This is a genomic window from Plastoroseomonas hellenica (genome assembly GCF_018129085.1).
GTDB lineage: Bacteria > Pseudomonadota > Alphaproteobacteria > Acetobacterales > Acetobacteraceae > Plastoroseomonas > Plastoroseomonas hellenica.
This window is the reverse complement of the sequence record NZ_JAAGBB010000053.1, coordinates 1-17,336: the sequence shown is the minus strand read 5'-3', so window position 1 is coordinate 17,336 and position 17,336 is coordinate 1. Positions and strand designations below refer to the sequence as shown.

Below are 17,336 nucleotides of genomic sequence, written 5' to 3'. Positions count from 1 at the left end.
CATCCTCCGCAACAGCGCGTACGGAGCAGGATTTGTCCACGGATACCAAGGCCCCCCGCGACCCCGCCACCGACCCGCCGGTCGGGCCGCTGGTGGATGCCACCCCTCGCCCTTTGCCGGCGCGCATCCCGCACCGCGGCGCCGCGGTGACGCTGGAGCCGTTGCACCCGCGCCATGCGCCCGAGCTCTGGCGCGCCGCGCAGGGTGCCGATGCCTCCTGGGCCTATATGGGGTATGGCCCCTTCGCGTCCGAGGCTGCGCTCACCGGTTTCGTCGCGGAATTCGCGACCCAGCACGATCCGATGGCCTGGGCGGTGCGGCCGCATGTCTCGGGCACCGTGGAAGGCTGGCTGACGCTGATGGAGATCCAACCCAGGAACGCCGCGATCGAGGTCGGCCACATCTGGTTCTCGCCCCGCATGCAGCGCAGCCGCGCCGCGACCGAGGCGATGTTCCTGCTGATGCGCCACGCCATGGATGACCTCGGCTACCGGCGGCTGGTGTGGAAGTGCAATGCGCTCAACGCCCCCTCGCGCCGCGCCGCGATGCGCCTCGGCTTCGCCCATGAAGGGGAGCTGCGCGATAACCTGGTGATCAAGGGCAGGTCGCGGAGCACCGCCTTCTTCTCGATCCTGGCCGAGGAATGGCCAGCCAGGCGCGATGCCATCCTCGCCTGGCTCGCGGATTCCAACTGGGACCCGGCGGGCCGGCCGAAGGCCAGCCTGATGCGCTGAGAGCCCGGTCGAAACAGGCTCTCCGAGGCCGCCGCCATTCCCAAATGGTCTCTCAGATCGACCAGGCCACGTCGAGGTGGGACGCCGTCCGGGCGGTGGCCGGATGGTCCGCCAGCCAGGCCTCCAGCGCCGGGGCGGGCAAGGCCGGCGAGAGCAGGAAGCCTTGCGCGGCCTGGCAGCGCAGGGCCTTCAGGATGTGCCATTGCTCCTCGGTCTCGACGCCTTCGGCGATGACCATCATGCCGAGGCTCTGGCCGATCCGGATCACCGCCTGGGTGGCGGCCTGCGCCTGCTCGTCCTGGCCGAGTTCCTGCACGAAGCTGCGGTCGATCTTGAGCTCGGAGATCGGCAGCCGGGTCAGGCTGCTCAGGCTCGAATAGCCGGTCCCGAAATCATCCATCGACAATCCGACGCCGAGCGCCTGAACCGCCCGTACGGTTTCGATCGTCGCCGTCCGGTCATCCATCATGACGCTCTCGGTGATCTCGATCGTCAGCATCTCGGGCGGCACGTCATGCGCATCGAGCAGCGCCGCGATCAGCCGGGGCAGGTCGCGCTTGCGGAAGTGCTGCGACGACAGGTTGACCGAGACGGTGCCGATATCGATCCCGGCCGCACGCCATGCCGCGATCTGGCGGCAGGTGGTGCGCAGGCACCATTCGCCGATCGCCTCGATCAGCCCGCTTTCCTCCGCGAGCGGGATGAACCGCTCCGGCGCGATGCTGCCGAGCGTCGGATGCGTCCAGCGCAGCAGCGCCTCGACGCCGTGCAGCTTTCCATCGACCGTGCGGAGCTGCGGCTGGTAGTGCAATTCCAGCGCGTCCTGCGCCAGCGCCTCACGCAGAGCTGCGCTGAGGATCAGGCGCTCCTGCGCGAAGCGGTTCATCTCCGGGCTGAAGAAGCGGTAGGTGCCGCGGCCCGCTCCCTTGGCCTGATACATAGCGGCGTCGGCGTGCTTCAGCAGGGTTTCCTTGTCGCCCCCGTTATCCGGGTAGAGGCTGATGCCGATGCTGACCGAAACCGACAGGGTCAGGGCGCCGACCCGGAGCGGGGCCGAGAGCGCGTCGATGATCCGCTTCGCGACGGCGACCGCCCCATCGGCGTCGCAGTCGGGCAGGATGAACACGAATTCGTCGCCGCCGAGACGGCTGACGGCGTCGGTCGGCCGCAACTGGTTCTGCAGGCGCTGCGCGACCTCGATCAGCAGCCGGTCACCGGTCGAGTGTCCCAGCGTATCGTTCACGTCCTTGAAGTGATCGATGTCGAGGAACAGGCAGGCAATCGGGGCGTTCGCCGCGTCCGGATCGTGGGTGAGGCTGTCGATGAGCTGATGCAGCCGCGCCCGGTTCGGCAGCCCGGTCAGCGTGTCGAAATAGGCGAGCTGGGCGATATGCGTCTTCGCCTCGTGCCGCTCGATTGCCAGCGCGCAGAGATGCGTACAGGCATTGACGACGTGTTCGTGCCAGGGGCTTGGTCCGCGCTTCTCGCGGAAATAGAAGGCGAAGGTGCCGGCGACACGCCCGTCGCGCAGCTTGATCGGGCTCGACCAGCAGGCCGCGAGGCCGAGCGGCAGGGCGAGCGCCTTGTAGGCTTCCCATAGCGGGTCGGTCGCGATGTCCTCGACGACGACGGGGATGCCGAGATAGGCGGCGGTGCCGCAGGATCCGGTGATCGGACCGATCTCGAGCCCGTTCAGCGCCTCCGAATACTGCTCGGGCAGGCTCGGGGCCGCGAGCGGCCGCAGCCGGCCATCCTGGTCGACCAGCAGGATGGAGCAGAAGACGCCGGCGGCGATGGCTTCCACCCTGTGGCAGATCATCGCGGCGATCTCCGGCAGCGGCATGTCCTTCGCGAGTGCTTCCAGGACGTCGCGCTGCAGCGCCTCGATCTGCTTGTTCTCCGTGATGTCGGCCAGCACCGCGACGATGTTCTTGAGCGTTCCGTCGGCGTTGAGCACGGTATTGACCGTGGTCGAGACCCAGATCTCCTCGCCGGACTTGCTGTAGGTGATGAGTTCCTCGTGGAACCCGCGCTCGACGCCGGCACGCCGCCTGAGATGCTGCAGCACCTTGGGGTCGGTGCGCCTGCCGGCCAGCAGCTCGATCGGCCATCGGCCCCTGACCTCGGCCAACTCGTAGCCGAACATCTCCGTGAAGGCGCGGTTGACGTAGACGATGCGGCGATCGCCGCCGGTGACGATGACGATACGGTCGGTCTCGTTGGCGACGAGCGAGAGGAGATAGAGCTCCTCGCGCCGCGCCACCTCCTCCGTCACGTCGCGGACGAAGCCGAGGAGGATGGTCCGGCCATGGGCTGCGACACGGGACAGGGAAACCGCCCCCCAACGGGTCGCGCCATCCTTGCGCCGGATCCGAAGCTCCCGGCTGGCACCGACGACGAGGTCGGCCGGGTTCCCGTCGCCTTTCGGCACCAGGCAGCCGATCGGCCGGCCCAGCACTTCGTCGCGGCCATAGCCCCAGAGGCGTTCGGCGGCGGCGTTGAAGAAGATGATCGTGCCCGTCTCGTCGGTGATGACCGCAGCGTCGATCGCCTGCTCAAGCGCTTGCAGGAAAATATTCTGTAATCCGGCATCTTGGCAGGAAATCATCATATTGATCTTCTGCATGCAGGTTTGGCCCGACCGATTTCGGGCGATGCTCGGCCACTAGCCATACCCTGTAACATTCCTGGGCGCAGCAAAGATGCCGTCATTGGTCAATTGTCCGGGTTCGGGGCCGGGCTCGCGCATCGATCCTATCCTTGGCTAGGTTGCCGGTCGGGAAACGCCAGGACAGGGAGAGCGCCGCGATGCGCCGCCGAAACCTCATGACCGCAGCCGCCGCCGCCCCTCTCGCCGGCACCGCCGCCGCGCAGCCGGCGGCGGGCAAGACCTATGTGCTGCTGCACGGCGCCTGGCATGGCGCCTGGTGCTGGTCGCGCGTCGCGGACCGCCTGCGGGCAGCCGGGCACCGTGTCTTCACCCCGACCCAGACCGGGCTCGGCGACCGCAAGCACCTGCTGTCGCGCGACATCACCCTCGATACCTTCGTGACCGATGTCGTGAACCTGATCGAGGCCGAGGAGCTGACCGAGGTCATCCTGGTCGGTCATTCCTTCGGCGGCAGCGGCATCTCCGGCGCCGCCGACCGCATCCCGGAGCGCATCCGCCATCTGGTCTATCTCGACGCGCTGATGCTGGAGGGCGGCCAGAGCCCCTTCGGCAACCTGCCGGCGGAGGTGGTCGCGGCGCGCCGCCGGCTGATCCAGGAACAGGGCGATGGCGTCGCCATCCCGCCGCCGCCGGCCGCCGCTTTCGGCATTCCGGAAGCCAGCGCCGATGCCGCCTGGGTGGCGCGCCGCCTGGTGCCGCATCCGGCCGGCACCTATGAAAGCCCGCTCCCGCTCCGCAACCCGGTCGGCAATGGCAGGCCTTGCACCTATATCGCCTGCGTCGATCCGATCTATCCGGCGCTCGAAGCCTCCCGCCAATGGGTGCGGCGGCAGCACGGCTGGACCTGGCTCGAGATCCGCACCGGCCACGACGCCATGGTCACCGCGCCCGAGGAGCTGAGCCGGATGCTGGCGGCGATCGGTTGATCGGTTTCTCTTCCTTCGATCCCAGGAATTACGGTATGATTACAAGCTGATAATCTGAGCGGAGGAGGGGCGCCATGCCGGTTTCTGGCATTGAATTCGGCGAGATCCTTGCCTGGGGCTTGATCGCAGGCTGCCTCGTCTTCGCCGCGGCGCGGAAGTGGGGGCTGCAGACCGGTGTCGTGCTGGCGACGCTGGCGGCGGTGCTGACCAAGGCCCTGCTGCTGAACGTCGCCTGATACAGCGGCCGAAGGCCGCGGTATCAGGTTGTTTTTTGACCTCAAGCGCCGGCGCCGGCATCCGCCGGCTTGGCTTTCGCCGGACTACCGGCGGGCCGCATTCGCGGCCTCGGGGCATCGGCTCCGCCTCGCCGCCGCAGAGACCAGATGCGGCCTGTGGCCGCGCGGCCGATCACCCCATTCGTTTCACCATTGCGCTGCTGCCGCGCTGCGCCGCACCATGCGGCAGCGTGGAACAGGGGCCTTGGATGCTGAAGCGGCGTGGCGTTGTGTTGGCGGGGGCGGGCTTGCTGACGGCGCCCGCGGTGCTTGGGCAGGGGACCTATCCCAACCGTCCGATCCGCATGATCGTGCCCTATACGCCCGGTGCTGCGACCGATGCGATGGCGCGCCTCGCGGCGCAGAAGCTTTCGGAAAGCCTCGGCGTGCCGGTGGTGGTCGACAACCGCGCCGGCGCCAATGGCGCGATCGGCAGCCAAGCGGTGCTGGCCGCCCCCGCCGACGGCTACACCATCCTCGGTTCCGCCAGCATCCACGTCATGGCGCGTCACGTCATGCGCGCCGCGCCCTACGACCCGGTCGAGGATTTCGCGCCGGTGGCCCGCACTGCCCGCGGACCGCTGGTGCTGGTAATGGATCCGCGCCGGCACGAAGCCAGCATCCCCGCCGTGGTCGAGGCCGCGAAGCAGGATGGGCGACGCTGGAGCTTCGCCACCTCCTCCCTCGGCTCCGCCGGGCATCTCGGTACCATCGAGTTCAACCGGGTGACCGGCGCGAATATCGAAATCGTCGGCTATCGCGGCTCCGCCCCGGCGCTGACCGATGTCGCGGCGGGCAATGCCCAACTCATGTTCGACCCCGCGCTCGCGACCCTGCCGATGATCCGGGGCGGGCAGGTGCGCGGCCTCGGCATCGCCTCCCCGGGCCGCAGCCCGCTGGCGCCGGAATTGCCGACCATGAGCGAGGCGGGCCTGCCGGGCTTCGAATTCTATTCCTGGTATGGGGTCTGGGCGTCGCGCCATATGCCGCCGGAGATCGTGGCGCGCCTCAATGCCGCGATCGTCGCCGGCATGCGCGAGCCGGCGACCATCGAACGGCTCACCAACCTCGGCTTCGAGCCGGTGGCCGAGACCCCCGCCGAATTCGCCGCCTTCATCCGCGAGGACGTGATCCGCAACGCGGAGCTGCTGCGCATCGCCAACTACCAGCCGGATTGACGCCCGGCTTGCCGGCACAAGGCGCCATCGCCATCTGGCGGGCAAGGCGCGGCGGCTTGGCGACCGCAGGCATCCGCTGCCGCACCCGGTGGAGGAATACCCATGCGAATGCTCCGGTCCCTGGCGCTCGGCGGCGCCGCGCTGCTCGCGGCGGGCGGGGCCCGGGCCGAAGTCACCGTCAGCTTCCTTGAGCCCGGGCGCTATACGGATGCGAACCTCGCGACCGATCGCCCGGTCGGCGCGGATGCGCCCGCCTTGCAGGCGCTCCGCCGGCAGTTCGAGCGCCTCGGCCGCCGGCTGCCGCCCGGACGCAGCTTGCGGATCGAGATCCTGGACGTCGATCTCGCCGGTCGTTTCGAGCCCTGGCGCGTGCAGGCGCCGAACCTCCGCGTCATGACCGGCGCCACCTGGCCGCGCCTCCGCCTGCGCTATGTGCTGGAGGGAGAGGGCCGCGTCCTGGCGCGCGGCGAGGAGGATGTGACCGACCGCACCTACCTCGATCGCGGGGGCTCGATCCGGTCCGGCGATCGGCTGCCCTATGAGGAACGGATGCTGGAGGATTGGTTCGCTTGGCGCATCGCGCGGGTTGGCAGCGGCACCTAGCCCTTCGCGCCCGGCGGCCCTAGTGTCCAGGTATACCGGAGAAGAGCAGGCATGCCGGAAACGTCGCACAACCCGCTGCCGCTGGCGGGCATCAAGGTTCTCGACCTCACGCTCGCCCGCGCCGGGCCCACGGCGGTGCGGCATCTAGCGGATTGGGGCGCCGACATCATCCGGGTCGAGCCGCCGGGCGATGGCGACGGGCTGGCCGGCGCGCGCAACGGCTATGATTCTGCGAACCTGCACCGGAACAAGCGCGGCATCGCGCTGAACCTGAAGGATAACGAGGCCCGGGCCGCCTTCCTCAAGCTGGTCGAGACCGCCGACGTGCTGGTCGAGAACATGCGCGTGCAGGTCAAGCACCGGCTGAAGGTAGCGCCCGAGGATCTGCGCGCGATCAACCCGCGCCTCGTCTACGCCTCGATTTCCGGCTTCGGCCAGACCGGCCCCTATGCGACGCGCGGCGGCGTCGACCAGATCGCGCAGGGCATGGGCGGGCTGATGTCGATCACCGGCCTGCCCGGCCAGGGCCCGGTGCGCGTCGGCATCCCGATCTGCGATCTGACCGCTGGCAACCTGCTCGCGCTCGGCATCATGATGGCACTGTTCGAGCGGGTGAAGACGGGCCGCGGCAAGCACGTCACGACCTCGCTGCTCGAGAGCATGGTCTTCATGCTCGACTTCCAGGCCAGCCGCTACCTGATGGCGGGCGAGGTCGCGGGGCAGGCGGGCAACGACCATCCCGTGAACACGCCGATGGGCGTCTTTCCCGCCTCCGACAAGCTGATCAACATCGCCGCCTCCTCCGCCAAGCTCTGGACCAATTTCTGCAAGGCGGCGGGGCGCGAGGACTGGCTGGAACGGCCGGAGTGGAAGACGCCGAAGCAGCGCACCGCCGACCGCCCGGCACTCAATGCCGCGATCGCGGAGGTCACGCGCCAGCACAGCGCGGAATGGTGGATCGCGACGCTGGAGGAAGCGGGGATCCCCTGCGGCCCGGTGAACGACATCGCGCAGGTCTTCGCCGACCCGCAGGTCGCGCATCTGCGCATGGCGCTGCCGATGGGTGACACCCATGTCGTGGACAGCGCCATCAACATCGAAGGCCATGAGACCAGCGTGCGGCGCCTGCCGCCCGAGCTCGGCCAACATTCCGACGAGATCCTGCTCGAAGCCGGAATCTCGCGCGAAGCCATCGCGGCGCTGCGTGCCCGCAATGCGGTTCAGTAGACTGAGCGTCCGATGACCGAAGGGCCGAAGGGCCCGAAGGTCTGAATCGGACGCTCCGCTTACGAGGACTGAGCGTCCGATGACCGAAGGGCCGAAGGGCCCGAAGGTCTGAATCGGACGCGCCACTTACTTGGTGAAGGACGGATCATGGTGGAATACGCGGACGGCAAGATCATCGCCGAGGTGAAGGACGGCGTCGGCCGCATCACCTTCAACCAGCCGGAGAAGCGCAACGCGATGTCGATCGCGATGTGGGACGGCATGTCCCACGCGCTCGAAAGCTTCGAGGCGGATGACGCCGTGCGCTGCGTCGTGCTGACCGGCGCCGGCGACAAGGCCTTCGTCTCCGGCGCCGATATCAGCCAGTTCGAGAAGAACCGCTCGGATGCGGACGCGCAGAAGGAATACGGTCGCAAGACCGGTGGCGGCCGCAAGCGCCTGTTGAACTACCCGAAGCCGGTGATCGCCGAGATCCGCGGCTTCTGCATGGGCGGCGGGCTCGGCATCGCCATGTCCTGCGACATCCGTATCGCCTCCTCCGACAGCCAGTTCGGCATCCCCGCGGCGAAGCTCGGCATCGCCTATGGCTTCGACATGGTGACCAACCTGGTCCAGCTCGTCGGCCCCGCGAATGCCCATATGATCCTGATGAGCGGCGACCGCTTCACGGCGGCGGAGGCGCTGCAGTTCGGGCTCATCAACAAGGTCGTCGCACCGGAGGAGCTGGGCGCGACGGTCGCCAAGCTGACCGCGACGCTCGCCGTCAATGCGCCGCTGTCGCTGCGCGCCAACAAGCGCACCGTGAAGGCGGTGGGCCTGGATCCGGCCGATCGCGATATGGCGGCGATCGCCGCCGCCGGCGATGCCTGCTTCGACAGCGCCGATTATGCCGAGGGCCGCCGTGCCTTCATGGAGAAGCGCAAGCCGGTCTTCACCGGGCGCTGATCTCCTGGAAGGGGTGACGGAGCCGCCGGGCGCCGTGAACCACGAGGCTCCGATCTCGCGCCTCGTGGCAGAGGTGGTGGCGCGCTGCCCGGGCGAGCGCGTCACCCTCGGCGAATTGGCCGAGCTCTTCGGCGACCGCGCCTTCGGCCTCCTGATCCTGCTGCTCTGCCTGCCGGCCCTGCTGCCGGGGGTCGCCATGGTCTTCGGCGTGCCGATTCTGATCCTCGGCATCCAGATGGGCTTCGGGCTGCGGCGGCCGAAGCTGCCGCGCTTCCTGGCGCGGCGCAGCCTGAAGCGGGATGACATCCTGCGCCTGACCCAGGCCTCCTCCCGCTGGCTCTCGAAGGTCGAGCGCTATGTGCGGCCGCGGCCCGGGCCTTTCCTCAGCCCGGCCGGCGACCGGGCGGTCGGCTGGCTCGCCGCCTACGCGGCGGTGATGCTGATCCTGCCCGGACCCGGCACCAACGGGCCGCCTGCCTTCGGCACCATCGTGATGGCGCTCGGCGTGCTGGAGGCGGATAACCGCACCGTCGGCATCGGCATCGTCGCCACCGCGCTCGGCAACATCTTCGCGACCGCGATGCTGGTGGCGCTCGGCTGGATCGGGATCGCGGCCCTGAACTGGATCTTCTGATCCCGGCCTGTGACGGCGGCTTCGGACCGTTGTCGCCACGATGTCGGCTCTGCTACACGCCATCCATGCGACGGTGGCCCGTAAGGGCTGAAACGGGAACGCGCGGCGCCGTGACCACACGGCGGACCCGCGGCTGCCCCCGCAACTGTAGGCGGCGTGCGCGCCCCATCGCCATTGCGCCAGAGGCGCGAGAAGGCGGGGCACGCAGGTGGGGCGATCGGTCCCGCAGCGCCGCCGAGCCAGGAGACCGGCCGGCGCAGAGTTGTCTCGCGGGTGTCGGGCGGGGTGCACCGATGCCACGGATCCCAGGGGAGGGCGCTTGCGCCCGAGCCTCCGAATGCGGGAACGACGCCCACCGTCCGGGCGCCTCGGCGTCCGGGCATGTCGTTTGAACGCATCACCGGAGGATCCCCGGATGCGCTGGCTAGAACGTTTTCACCCCGCTTCGCTGCGTTCCACCGTTCCGCTTCTTTGTTCGACGAGCAGATTCGCGCTTCAGGCCGTTTCCGCCCTGCGGCGATCTGCTCTTGCCCTGCTCCTGTCCACCGCCATCGCCGCACCGACGCTGGCGCAGATCCCGCCCCCCCCGGGCCAGACCCGGCCGATCACCCTGCCGGAGACCATCGTCACCGCGACCGGCGCGGAAGCCGGGCCCGAGCGCCTGCCGGCCGGCGTCACCGTGATCACCCGGCGCGACATCGAGGAGCGCGGTTACCAGACGGTGGCCGAAGCGCTCTTCGCCATCCCCGGCGTGAACCTCGCCGCGACCGGCGGCCCCGGCCAGCAGACCAGCATCTTCACCCGCGGGACCAATTCCAACCACACGCTGGTGCTGATCGACGGCGTGCCGGTGAACGATGCCTCCGCTCCGGCCGGCGCCTTCGATTTTGGCCAGGACCTGCTCGGCGACATCGAGCGCATCGAGGTGGTGCGCGGCCCCTTCGCCTCGCTCTATGGCTCGGGTGCGCTCGGCGGTGCCATCAACCTGGTGACGCGCCGCGCCCCCGCCGACCGCCAGGTGACGGCCTTCGGAGAGGTCGCGGGCGGCAGCAACCGCACCGTCCGCACCCATGCCGGCATCGCCGGCACCATCGGCACCTTCGACTACCTGGCCGTCGCGCAGGGCTTCTCGACGCGCGGCAGCGATGCCTCGGCACCGCGGCTCGCCGGCCATACCGGGGAGCGTGACGGCTACCGCGCCGCCGCCGGCACCATCCGCCTCGGCTGGCAGGCGCTGGAGAATCTCCGCTTCGAAGGCCTGCTGCGCTGGCGCGAGACCAACTACGCCTTCGACGCCGCCGGCGCCGAGGACCCCAATGCCACCGGCAATGACCGGCAATGGCTCGGCGTGCTGCGCGGCGAGGCGCGGCTGCTCGGCGGCGCCTGGACCACCGGCCTCCGCCTGTCGCGCAGCGAGTTCCGGCGCCGGTCGAGCAATGCGCCGGACGAGATCGATCCCTTCCCCTTCACGCCCTACAGCCTGTTCCGCGGCACCCGCACCGCGATCGACTGGGGCAATCGCATCGCGCTGCCGGATGCGCCCGGCATCACCCAGGCCGTGCTCTCCTTCGGTGCCGGCCATGAGCGCCAGTCGAGCCGCACCCGCGGCGAAGGCGTCACCGCGACCGATGCCCGGGCCGGTGCCTATTCGGTCTTCACCGGCATCGAGGCCCGCCTCTTCCATCTGCTCGACGTCTCGGCGGCGGTGCGGCACGAGGAGGCGGAGGATTACGGCGGCGCCACCACCTGGCGGCTCGGCGCCGTCATGCCGCTCGAGAGCCTCGGCCTTCGCCTGCACGCGGCAGTCGGCACCGCCTTCCGCGCTCCGAGCCTCGAGGAACGCTTCGGCCGCTCCGCCTTCGTCGTCGGCAATCCTGGCCTCAGGGAGGAGCGGGGCACGAGCTGGGAAGCGGGCATCGCCTGGCGCCCGGTGCGGCAGGTGGAGCTCTCCGCCACCTATTTCGCGAGCCGCACCAAGGACCTGATCGTCTACGACTTCTCGACCTTCCCCGGCACCTCCCGCAACATCAACCGCGCGCGCGTCGATGGCGTCGAATTCGGGCTGGAAGTGGCGCCGATCGAGGCGCTGACGCTCCGCTTCGGCTGGACGGTGACAGAGGCCTTCGACGACAACACCGATCTCAGGCTGCTGCGGCGCCCCTCCAACACCATCACCGCTGGCTTCCGCTGGCAGCCGATCACGCCGGTGGTTGTTACGGGCGAGCTGCGCTTCACCGGCGCGCAGAACGACATCGTCTATCCCGGCGCCAGCGGCTTCGGCGACCGCGGCGTGAACCCCTCCGGCACCGTCGCCAACCTGACCGCGAGCTGGCGCGTGCAGGAGAACACCACGCTGTTCCTCGAAGGCCGAAACCTCGGCAATTCGCGCTGGGAGCCAGTGAACAGCTACGTCCTGCCGGGCCGCAACGTGCTGGCCGGCGTCAGGATCGCGCTTTGATTGAGCCCTCAGGCGGCGGGCGCGGGCCATCCGGCCCGCTTGCCTTCCGCGCATCCGGGGCGCGGTGATGCCGGCGGTCGGTCGCGCGCGGGGCCGCATGTGCGGCCCTGAGTGCTCTTCACGCGTCGTGTGGGACCGGCTGTGGCGCCATTGATAGATTACGCGTCAGCGAGGGTATCCATCAATCCGAGCAGCCGCACGTCACCCAAGGTGACGGTGCGGCGTGCGCCTGCGCGGAGCCAGGTGATGGCGCGGGCGCGCGCCGCCTCGACGCGGATGCGGGTGCGCCCGGCGGTGCTGCGCCGCACCGGCAGGGTCAGCACCCCGGTGCCGGTCCAGCGCAGCGTGGTGCCGAATTCCTCGCGCCAGGAGGGGGAGGCGCCACGCTGGGATGGGCAGGAGGAGCCGAGGCCGCGCGCGAAGACGTCGTAGCGCAGCCCGGTGCCGTCCGGCTGCGCGGTGAAGCGCCCGGTCAGCAGGTTCATGGCGTCGCAGGCGCCGGTGCGGCGATAGCGGATGGTCTCCAGCCCGATGATGCGCAGCAGGCCGCTATCCTCCCGCCCGATCACCGCGGCCATCTCCTGGTATTCGCCGCTGCCGGTATTCGCTTCGAAGGCGGCCAGCACCAGCTCGCGCCCGCGCACCGGCAACAGCCCGATGATGCGCGCATGGCCGTAGCGGGAGGGCAGGGTGATGCGCTCGGCCGGCGCGCCCTCGCCGTCGAAGGCGATGACGAAGCTCGCTCCGTCGATGCGCGTCGACAGCGTCACCGGTTCGGCATTCGGCGTGAGCCGCACCGGACAGGGGGTCGCGATCGCCGCTGGGGCGCGGCGCTCGGCCTCCTCCTCGGCTTCGGCCTCGGTCTCTGGCGACAGTGCGACCGGCTGCGGTTCCACCTCCTCGGCATGCGGGGCGGCGCTCAGCAGCAATGCCGGCACGCAAAGCAGCAGTCGCCGCCGAAGCAGCGCGGAATTGGTCATGGGCGTGCGACCGGCACCAAGTGTCAGGCGAAGCCTGCCAGTCTCGCCGTCACCCCGGCAATGGTGGAAACCTCGGCATTGGCGAAGGCGAGGCGGATATGGCGTGCCTGGCCCGGCCCGAAGAAACTGCCGGGCAAACAGAGCAACCCGCGTTCCACCGCGAGGCGTTCCGCCGCCGCTTCGGCATCCGGCGCGGCTTCCGGCAGGCGGAGATAGGCGAAGTAGGTGCCCATGCTCTCAATGCGCCAATCCTGCAGCGGCGCGAGCGCGCGCCGGAAGGCATCGGCCCGTCCGGCCATGATGGCGCGGTTGCCGGCCCGCCAATCGGCCAGCGCCGGCACGCCCCAGGCGAGCGCTGCCTGCGCGGCGCGGGGCGGGCAGATCTGGAAGGTGTCGACCGCCTTGGCGAGCTGCGCACGGAAGGCCGGGCCCGCGAGGATCGCGCCGACCCGGTGCCCCGGCACGCAATAGGATTTCGAGAAGGAATAGAGCTGCACCACGCCGTCCCGCCAGGCACCGTCGCGGAACAGGTCATGCGCGATGGCGTCCTCCGGCAGGAAGTCGCGATAGGTCTCGTCCAGCACCAGCCAGAGCCCGCGCGCCCGGCAGAGCGCGGCAAAGCCGGCGATGGTCGCGGCGGGGTAGATGGCGCCGGTCGGGTTGTTCGGCGTCACCAGCACGATGGCGCGCGTCGCCGGGCCGATCAGCGCCGCGGCGGTCGCCGGATCCGGCACGAAGCCATCCTCGGCGCGCGCCGGCAGCGGCACCGCTTCGATGCCCAGCATCTCCAGCGCCATGCGGTGGTTGAAGTACCAGGGCGTCGGCAGCAGCACGGCGTCGCCGGCACCGGCGATCGTCTCCATCGCCATGGCGAAGGCGAGGTTGCAGCCGGCGGTGATCACAACCTCCTCGGCGGCGATATCGGCGCCGTAGGTCCCCGCGATATCGGCGGCCAGCGCCGCGCGCAGCGGCATGTCGCCCTCGATCGGGCCGTAGCCCGCTTGTGCCGGATCGGCCGCCGCCGCGCCGAGGCGGGCCAGCAGCTCCGGATGCGCCGGGTAACCCGGCACCGCCTGGGTCATGTCGAGCAGTGGACCGGCGGCGCCGGCATAGCGCGCCGCCCAGGCGCGCACCGCCGGGATCGGTGGCGCGGCGGTCCGTTCGATGCGGGCGGCAAAGCGCGGTGCGGACACGGTCAGGCCTGGGTTTCCTTCAGGCCGAAGCCATCGGGGGGCGACGGCTCGGATTCCTTGAAGCGGGCCAGGGTGACTGGGCTGTCCGGCGCATAGGCGAGGCAGGTGCCGATCAGCGGGTTCGGCTGCGGCGGCGCCTGTTCCGGCATCAGCCCCTGCGCGCGCAGCGCCTCCGCCCGCTTGGCCGCCGCCTCCCGCTCCCGCTTGCGGCGCACGGGGTAGAGGGTCTGGAAGGCAACGGTCGCGACCTGGCCCAGCACTTCCCGCAGATGGGTGCAGCCGAGCACGCCGCCGACCCGCTCCTTCACCGCCTTGTTGAAGCCGGGCCCGATCTTCAGCCCGGCCAGGCGGGCGAAGTTCGGTGCCGCCTGCGGGCAGATGTCGTAGGGCGTGAAGTCTGACGACGCCTCGCATTCGTGGATCAGCATGTCGTCGTCGATGGTGAGGCGGATCCACATGCCGTGCAGCGCCTCCCCCTTCTCGATCCAGCCGCGGCCTTCGTTCGGAAAGCCGTAGCTCTTGGTGTCGGTCAGGTGGGCTTCGATGTCGAACAGGCCATCGGCGCGCTGATAGCCGCGCAGCTCGATGTCGCGCAGATGCAGCAACTGGCGGTCGGCGGGTGCGGAGAGGGGCAAGCGAGCCTCCGGCTATGCCTTTGAACTCTCCCGTATGCCGCAGTGCAGCGAGGGGGTCCAGAGCATGCCCAGGGAGCCTCCTATGCGGCCGGCGCGAGGATGGTCGCCGCCTCCAGGTCGAAGCTGCCGTCCGGGAACGATGCGGCCGCAGGCCGCCCCTGGTTCCTGCGAAGCGAGCGAAGCGATGTTCCGGAGCCGCGAACGCGGCCCCGCGCGCGACCGACCGCAGCCGCGAAACAAGGTGGATGAAAAACTAGACTCCTCCCTCGTCGCGCAGCAGGCCCGCGACCGTCTCCCGCGGCACATCGGCGCTGGTGAAGGCATCGCCCGGGCCGCGCAGCAGCACGAAGCGCATGGCGCCGTCGCGCACCTTCTTGTCCTTCGCCATGCGCCCGAGCAGCGCTTCGACCGTGAAGCGTCGCCGCAGGTCGCGGATGCGCGCCGGCATCCCGCAATCCGCCAAATGCTGCATCACCCGCCCCGGCAATTCCTGGCTGCAATGCCCGAGCCGGGCCGAGAGCGCCGCGGCGAGGCCGAGGCCGACGCCCACCGCCTCCCCATGCAGCAGCTCGCCGCCATAGCCGCATTCCGCTTCGAAAGCATGGGCGAAGGTGTGGCCGAGGTTCAGCAGCGCGCGGCCGCCTTCGACGCTCTCCTCGCGCTCATCCTCCGCGACGACGGTGGATTTCAGCTTGCAGCTCTCGATCACCGCATGCGCCAGCGCGGCGTGATCACCCGCCACCACCGCGCGGCCATTCGCCTCGCACCAATCCCAGAGTGGGCCCTGCAGCAGCCCGTGCTTCGCGACCTCGGCATAGCCGGCGCGGAGCTCGCGTGGCGGCAGGGTCGCGAGAGTTGCCGTGTCGGCCAGCACGATGCGCGGCTGGTGGAAGGCGCCGGCCAGGTTCTTGCCCGCCGCGAGGTTCACGCCGGTCTTGCCGCCGACGCTGGAATCGACCTGGGCCAGCAGCGTCGTCGGCACCTGCACGAAAGGCAGGCCGCGCAGCGCGACCGCGGCGGCGAAGCCCGCGAGGTCGCCGACCACGCCGCCGCCGAGGGCGATCACCGTGGTGCGCCGGTCGACACCCGCCGCCAGCATCGTCTCCAGCACCTCGGTCAGCCGGGCCATGCCCTTGCTGGCCTCGCCGGCCGGCACTGCGATCTCGGTGGCGACCGCGATGCCCGCCGCTGCCAGCCCGGCCCGCAGCGCCGGCAGATGCAGCGGCCCGACGATCGTGTCGGTGACCACCACGGCGCGCCGGGCCGGGATCGCCGGCGCGATCAGTCCACCCGCCTGCGCGAGCAGCCCCGGCCCGACCAGGATGTCATAGCCACGATCGCCGAGCCTGACCGGCAGGCGTTGCGGCGGCACCCAGGCGGCGATCGCCTCCGCGACGCGGCGGGTCGTGTATTCGGGGCTTTCGTCGGAGCAGTCCACGGTGATGTCGGCCTCGGCAAACAGGGGGTGACGCGTCGCCATCAGGTGCCGCAGCACCTCGGTTGGCTCGGCGTTCAGGAACATCGGGCGATGCTCGCGGCCAGCGACGCGGCGGATGAGCACCGGCAGCGGGCAGCGCAGCCAGAGCGCGATGGCGCCGGAGTCCCGCACCGCGCGGCGGGTCCGCGCATCGGCATAGGCGCCGCCGCCAGCGGCGAGCACGATCGGCGGACCGGAGATCAGGCGCGCGATGACGCGGCGCTCCCCATCGCGGAAATGCGCCTCCCCATAGCGGGCGAAAATTTCCGTAATGGGCATGCCGGCCGCTGCCTCGATCTCGGAGTCGGCGTCGCGGAAGGGCAGGCCCAGGCGCTGCGCCAGCCGCTTTCCGATGGCGGATTTGCCCGCCCCGGGCAGGCCGACGAGCACGATCGAACGTCCGGGCGCGCCGAAGGCGGCAGGGCCGGACGGTTCGGGCAACGGAACGGCGTCCGTCAGAAGATCGAAGGCAAGGTTGCGCGACACGGTCGCCCAAGCTAGCACACCGCGACCCGGCCGCGAGGCACCCTGAGAGTCCGCTTGGAAACGGCGGCGGGTCGGCCTGGCGTGCCTTTTCCGTCCCTGCCGCACCGGCTTCCTCGCCGATGCAAACAGCATCGGCTGCGTCACCCGGCACGACAGGGACGAAAAATGCCTCGCCAGCCCGCCGCCGCCCCGTTTCCAAACGGACTCTGAGAGGCCCATGTTCCGCAATCCCATCGCGCTGATCCTCGTCGTTCTGCTGGGCCTGCTGGTGGCCGGCGCTCTGGTGATCGGGGCCTTTCCGCCCTCCGCCGACCCGCGCCCGGTGGAGCGCGTCCTGCCGAACGATCGTTTCCAGACGCGGTGACCGCGGGCGGGCGCCACGCCGAGGCGTTCCTCGAGATGCTGGCGGCGGAACGCGGCGCCGCCCGCAACACGCTCGCGGCCTATGCCGCCGACCTCGCCGATTTCGCCCGATTCGCGGCGGCGCGGGGCCTCGCCCTCCACCAAGCGGATGGCCCGGCGCTCTCGGGCTATCTGGCCTCGCTTGCGGCGCAGGGTCTGGCGGCGCGGACCAGCGCGCGGCGGCTCTCGACCTTGCGCCAGTTCCACCAGTTCCTGGCGCGGGAGGGGGTGCGCTCCGACGATCCGACCGAGCTGCTGGACGCGCCGAAGCTGCCGCGCCTGCTGCCGCGGGCGCTCTCGGAGGCGGAGGTCACGGCGCTGATCGAGGCGGCCGCCGGCCTGCCCGGTGGTCGCGGCCCGGTGGCGGCGGCGGCGGTGGAACTGCTCTATTGCTCCGGCCTCCGCGCCTCCGAGCTGGTCACCCTGCCGGCGGCGGCGCTGCGGCCGGGTGCGGGGGAGGCGCCGCTGATCGCGGTGCGCGGCAAGGGCGGCAAGGAGCGGCTGGTGCCGGT

16 protein-coding genes and 1 riboswitch are annotated in these 17,336 nt (G+C 70.4%); of the genes, 11 read left to right on the top strand and 5 right to left on the bottom strand.

Annotation, left to right across the window (positions count from 1 at the left end; genetic code table 11):
* The first annotated feature begins 32 nt into the window (after window positions 1-32).
* On the top strand, window positions 33-734 hold the full coding sequence (locus GXW71_RS28390; protein ID WP_246526969.1) for a GNAT family N-acetyltransferase: 702 nt from the start codon (window positions 33-35) through the stop codon (window positions 732-734).
* A 52-nt stretch (window positions 735-786) separates the two neighbouring features.
* Here the strand turns inward: GXW71_RS28390 and GXW71_RS28385 are convergent, their stop codons facing one another.
* A complete protein-coding gene (locus tag GXW71_RS28385; RefSeq protein WP_211856083.1) occupies window positions 787-3,345 on the bottom strand; it encodes an EAL domain-containing protein in 2,559 nt (852 codons plus the stop codon).
* Between the two features lie 197 nt (window positions 3,346-3,542).
* Between GXW71_RS28385 and GXW71_RS28380 the strand changes: the two genes are divergently transcribed.
* The 8 genes from GXW71_RS28380 (at window position 3,543) to GXW71_RS28345 (ending at window position 11,651) form a co-directional block, all read left to right on the top strand.
* Window positions 3,543-4,331 (top strand): alpha/beta fold hydrolase, encoded by a 789-nt coding sequence (locus GXW71_RS28380; RefSeq protein ID WP_211856082.1) that lies wholly within the window; start codon window positions 3,543-3,545, stop codon window positions 4,329-4,331.
* A 74-nt stretch (window positions 4,332-4,405) separates the two neighbouring features.
* Window positions 4,406-4,567 (top strand): hypothetical protein, encoded by a 162-nt coding sequence (locus tag GXW71_RS28375; protein WP_211856081.1) that lies wholly within the window; start codon window positions 4,406-4,408, stop codon window positions 4,565-4,567.
* A 248-nt stretch (window positions 4,568-4,815) separates the two neighbouring features.
* Window positions 4,816-5,784 carry a Bug family tripartite tricarboxylate transporter substrate binding protein gene (locus GXW71_RS28370; RefSeq protein ID WP_211856080.1) on the top strand — a complete coding sequence of 323 codons (969 nt, stop codon included), beginning with the start codon at window positions 4,816-4,818 and terminating at the stop codon, window positions 5,782-5,784.
* Between the two features lie 102 nt (window positions 5,785-5,886).
* Window positions 5,887-6,387 (top strand): DUF3016 domain-containing protein, encoded by a 501-nt coding sequence (locus tag GXW71_RS28365; RefSeq protein WP_211856079.1) that lies wholly within the window; start codon window positions 5,887-5,889, stop codon window positions 6,385-6,387.
* A 51-nt stretch (window positions 6,388-6,438) separates the two neighbouring features.
* Window positions 6,439-7,614, top strand: coding sequence for a CaiB/BaiF CoA transferase family protein (locus tag GXW71_RS28360; protein WP_211856078.1), 1,176 nt, complete (start codon window positions 6,439-6,441; stop codon window positions 7,612-7,614).
* A 147-nt stretch (window positions 7,615-7,761) separates the two neighbouring features.
* Complete coding sequence (locus GXW71_RS28355) at window positions 7,762-8,559, top strand: enoyl-CoA hydratase (RefSeq protein ID WP_211856077.1); 798 nt, start codon at window positions 7,762-7,764, stop codon at window positions 8,557-8,559.
* A 34-nt stretch (window positions 8,560-8,593) separates the two neighbouring features.
* Window positions 8,594-9,193, top strand: coding sequence for an exopolysaccharide biosynthesis protein (locus GXW71_RS28350; protein ID WP_367617388.1), 600 nt, complete (start codon window positions 8,594-8,596; stop codon window positions 9,191-9,193).
* 54 nt (window positions 9,194-9,247) lie between these two features.
* A riboswitch (cobalamin riboswitch) is annotated at window positions 9,248-9,463 on the top strand.
* Window positions 9,464-9,608: 145 nt separating this feature from the next.
* Window positions 9,609-11,651, top strand: a complete 2,043-nt coding sequence (locus tag GXW71_RS28345; RefSeq protein ID WP_211856075.1) for a TonB-dependent receptor plug domain-containing protein — start codon at window positions 9,609-9,611, stop codon at window positions 11,649-11,651.
* Window positions 11,652-11,809: 158 nt separating this feature from the next.
* Here the strand turns inward: GXW71_RS28345 and GXW71_RS28340 are convergent, their stop codons facing one another.
* The 4 genes from GXW71_RS28340 to aroB all read right to left on the bottom strand — a co-directional run bounded on the left by GXW71_RS28340 (window position 11,810) and on the right by aroB (window position 16,377).
* Window positions 11,810-12,631: a hypothetical protein gene (locus tag GXW71_RS28340; RefSeq protein ID WP_211856074.1), complete on the bottom strand. Its 822-nt coding sequence runs from the start codon at window positions 12,629-12,631 to the stop codon at window positions 11,810-11,812.
* 23 nt (window positions 12,632-12,654) lie between these two features.
* Window positions 12,655-13,824, bottom strand: a complete 1,170-nt coding sequence (locus GXW71_RS28335) for an aminotransferase (RefSeq protein WP_211856073.1) — start codon at window positions 13,822-13,824, stop codon at window positions 12,655-12,657.
* 2 nt (window positions 13,825-13,826) lie between these two features.
* Window positions 13,827-14,459: a DUF2889 domain-containing protein gene (locus GXW71_RS28330; RefSeq protein WP_211856072.1), complete on the bottom strand. Its 633-nt coding sequence runs from the start codon at window positions 14,457-14,459 to the stop codon at window positions 13,827-13,829.
* 253 nt (window positions 14,460-14,712) lie between these two features.
* Window positions 14,713-16,377: a 3-dehydroquinate synthase gene (gene aroB, locus GXW71_RS28325; RefSeq protein WP_246526968.1), complete on the bottom strand. Its 1,665-nt coding sequence runs from the start codon at window positions 16,375-16,377 to the stop codon at window positions 14,713-14,715.
* A 262-nt stretch (window positions 16,378-16,639) separates the two neighbouring features.
* Here aroB and GXW71_RS28320 point away from each other — a divergent pair, with 262 nt between their 5' ends.
* Both GXW71_RS28320 and GXW71_RS28315 read left to right on the top strand, forming a co-directional pair.
* Window positions 16,640-16,786, top strand: coding sequence for a hypothetical protein (locus GXW71_RS28320; RefSeq protein ID WP_211856070.1), 147 nt, complete (start codon window positions 16,640-16,642; stop codon window positions 16,784-16,786).
* The coding region (locus tag GXW71_RS28315; protein ID WP_367617387.1) for a site-specific integrase at window positions 16,783-17,336 on the top strand (554 nt) is incomplete at its 3' end. The genes GXW71_RS28320 and GXW71_RS28315, both read left to right, overlap by 4 nt.

Excerpts from the sequence above, each read along its gene's own strand:
- GXW71_RS28360 (WP_211856078.1), top strand. The coding sequence starts at position 6,439 with ATGCCGGAAACGTCGCACAACCCGCTGCCGCTGGCGGGCATCAAGGTT.
- GXW71_RS28380 (WP_211856082.1), top strand. The coding sequence starts at position 3,543 with ATGCGCCGCCGAAACCTCATGACCGCAGCCGCCGCCGCCCCTCTCGCC.
- GXW71_RS28375 (WP_211856081.1), top strand. The coding sequence starts at position 4,406 with ATGCCGGTTTCTGGCATTGAATTCGGCGAGATCCTTGCCTGGGGCTTG.
- GXW71_RS28320 (WP_211856070.1), top strand. The coding sequence starts at position 16,640 with ATGTTCCGCAATCCCATCGCGCTGATCCTCGTCGTTCTGCTGGGCCTG.
- GXW71_RS28355 (WP_211856077.1), top strand. The coding sequence starts at position 7,762 with ATGGTGGAATACGCGGACGGCAAGATCATCGCCGAGGTGAAGGACGGC.
- GXW71_RS28385 (WP_211856083.1), bottom strand. The coding sequence starts at position 3,345 with ATGATGATTTCCTGCCAAGATGCCGGATTACAGAATATTTTCCTGCAA.
- GXW71_RS28370 (WP_211856080.1), top strand. The coding sequence starts at position 4,816 with ATGCTGAAGCGGCGTGGCGTTGTGTTGGCGGGGGCGGGCTTGCTGACG.
- GXW71_RS28345 (WP_211856075.1), top strand. The coding sequence starts at position 9,609 with ATGCGCTGGCTAGAACGTTTTCACCCCGCTTCGCTGCGTTCCACCGTT.
- GXW71_RS28340 (WP_211856074.1), bottom strand. The coding sequence starts at position 12,631 with ATGACCAATTCCGCGCTGCTTCGGCGGCGACTGCTGCTTTGCGTGCCG.
- GXW71_RS28365 (WP_211856079.1), top strand. The coding sequence starts at position 5,887 with ATGCGAATGCTCCGGTCCCTGGCGCTCGGCGGCGCCGCGCTGCTCGCG.